1 protein-coding gene and 1 pseudogene are annotated in these 2,513 nt (G+C 67.6%); one reads left to right on the forward strand and one right to left on the reverse strand.

Going from position 1 to position 2,513, the window contains the following annotated elements; translation table 11 throughout:
- Positions 1-252: 252 nt before the first annotated feature.
- The gene (locus tag HMPREF2883_RS02060; RefSeq protein WP_141758997.1) at positions 253-642 is read right to left on the reverse strand and encodes a transposase; all 390 of its coding nucleotides are present in this window, start codon (positions 640-642) and stop codon (positions 253-255) included.
- 1,210 nt (positions 643-1,852) lie between these two features.
- On the opposite strand from HMPREF2883_RS02060, the pseudogene HMPREF2883_RS02070 reads away from it, so the two are divergent.
- Positions 1,853-2,513: pseudogene (locus tag HMPREF2883_RS02070) on the forward strand (transposase); the annotation flags it as partial.

Consider the following 2,513-nt stretch of genomic DNA (forward strand, 5'->3'; position numbering starts at 1 on the left):
CGCGATGTGAGCCGAGCGGGAGGCGACCCGGTGAACAGGCGCGGACCATCGGCCCGAATCGCGCCTGTGGTAGACCACCGGGAAGAGGACTCCTCCAGCGGACGCGTGCTGCCACACGCGGGACAGTATCGGCTACCGCGTCGGTGATCCTCGAAATGGTCCCCGCGCTGAGCACCCGCGCTGAGCGTGGAGGCCAGGTGGTGCTGGATATCCCGCACTTCTCAATTTCACCGGCGCATCAGGCCTGGTGATTCACACGCATCGAGGCCGTCCAGGCGGCGCTGACCCTTGCGCACCAGACGCGGGGTGAAGGTCCCGGCCCGGTCCCGGGGCACCACAGGTCTCAAAGGGCCCCACCTCAGAGTCCACCGTCTTGGACGTGGTTCCGTTCCTGGCGTTACCGCGCGCCTGGGAGGTTGGCTCGCCCCTGTCGTAACCCAGGTGCTCGGTCAGCTCAGCGGCCAGGCCCCTCTCCAGGGCCTCCTTGACCAGGGCCGGTAGCAGGCCATCAGTCCCGGTCATGCTCACCTGCCCGGAATCGATCTGTTCAAACAAGCCATCCAGAGCCCCAGCCGAGCGCAGCTGGTCGACCACATCCCGCCCACCAGCAGGAGCCCTGTTGTCATCATCAGTAGCAGTCATCAGTGTCAGTCCTTCCACAAGGGCTTACACAAACCATTGAACAGGCTCTCTGAGGCCGGGCACCACCACTGACCAGGCGCAGCGGATCAAGGAGCTAGAGAAAGAGGTCCGAGAGCTGCGAAGAGCCAACGCGATCCCAAAGAGCACAGTCGGCTTGTCTATCGCGGCGCAGTGTGAGCGCCCGTCCCGTTGATCTGCCAGTGCATCGAGACCAAGAAGGAGGGGCTTGGGGCCTGGCCGGTCTGCAAGGTGCTCGCTGGCGCCGGAGTCAAGATCGCCCCGAGCACTTGACTCACGCCCGCCGTAGCCGGCCTCCTAGCGCCAGGAGCCTGCGCGACGAGACCCTCAAGGCGGAGATATCTAAGGTCCACAAGAACCAGCTACTCGGTTCTGGGGGCCCGCAAGATGCACGTGATGCGGGGCCGGCCCGAGATTGCCGAGCGTCACGGTGCTGGTCACGTGGCCCGTTGTACCGCCCGTGCGCCTCATGGGTGACCTGGGCCTACGCGGCGTCAGGCGCGCCAGGTCCCCGCGCGCCACGCGCAGCGCGCCGCGAGAGCAGTGCCCGGCCCGACCTGGTCAAGCGCCACTTCGAGGCGTTTGCTCCGGGTGGGCTGTGGGTCGCCGGCATTCCCCCGCAAGCGGGAGGTGCCCCCTCCTACGTGCGCAGTTTCTCCGGGTGGGTCTATGTGGCTTTCGTGACCGACGTCTTCTCGCGGAGGATCATCGGCTGGCAGACCACCTACCGGCCAGTGTGCACCGACCTGGCCCTGGACGCCCTGGAGATGGCCGTCTGGCAACGGAAACGTCAGGGGGCCGACCTGACGGGCCTGGTGCACCACTTGCGACCGCGGCGTGCAGTACAGGTCCATCCGCTACGGGCAGGCCCTGTCCGACTGCGAGGCGGTCGCCTCAGTGGGGCCGAAGGGCGACTCCGTTCGGCTTTGCTCTGGCCGAGGCGCTCAACTCCTTGTACAAGGCCGAACTCATCCTTTGGCCAGGAACCCTGGCAGGACACTGACGCCGCCCGTGCTCGCCACCGCCGAGTGGGTCCACTGGGCGGGCACCATTCGCCCTCACTCCGCTATCGGCATGCACACCCCCGCCGAGCACGAAGCCGCCTGGGCACCCGACCGCCACCACCACGAACGATCACAACCGGCAACCACCACCACCAGATAAACCAGCCTCCACAAAACCCGGGGCTTGACACCCAGCCCTCGAGCGGGTGCTGGGGCCCTGGCTGGAGCACGACGCCGTCTTGGAGGCCCGTCGCCGCCTGGCCCACCCCAGCCGACCTGAAACGCGCAGGCAAGGCAAGGATCGACGCCAGGCTCAAGAAGCACGGGTGCAGGCGGCACGCCACCTGGGCAGGCCAGATCGTCTCAGCCCTGGAACTTCAAAGTGTCACTGTCGCCGGCACCGACGCCGCAGCAGTGGTGCTTCCTCACCTGGCCAGGCAGCTCATCTCCCCACGCGCTCAGCGGGCCGATGTCGCCGCCCAGGCCGGTGACCCTGGCGGGTGGCCCACCCTCATGTGCCAGGTCCTGACCACACGTGCCCGGGATCAGGGGTCCCGGCCGCCGCCGTCTTCCTGGCCGAGACCCTGGGCAAGACCTTCGACACCGGCGCCCAGCTGGCCTCCTACGCCGGGCTCGCTCCCGTCACACGCCGCTCCGGCTCATCGATCCGTGGTGAGCACGTCTCCCACGGCGGCAACAAGAGGCTCAAGCGCGCCATGTTCCTGTCCGCCTTCGCCTCCCTGCGCTCCGACCCCGTCTCCCGGGCCTACTACCAGCGCAAACGAGACCAGGGAAAGCGTCATAACCAGGCCGTTCTCGCCCTGGCCCACCGCCGCATCCTGACCCTGC

The organism is Actinomyces sp. HMSC075C01 (genome assembly GCF_001812965.1).
GTDB classification, from domain to species: Bacteria; Actinomycetota; Actinomycetes; order Actinomycetales; family Actinomycetaceae; genus Actinomyces; species Actinomyces acetigenes.

Coding starts and splice junctions, on each gene's coding strand:
- HMPREF2883_RS02060 (WP_141758997.1), bottom strand. CDS start 642: ATGACTGCTACTGATGATGACAACAGGGCTCCTGCTGGTGGGCGGGAT.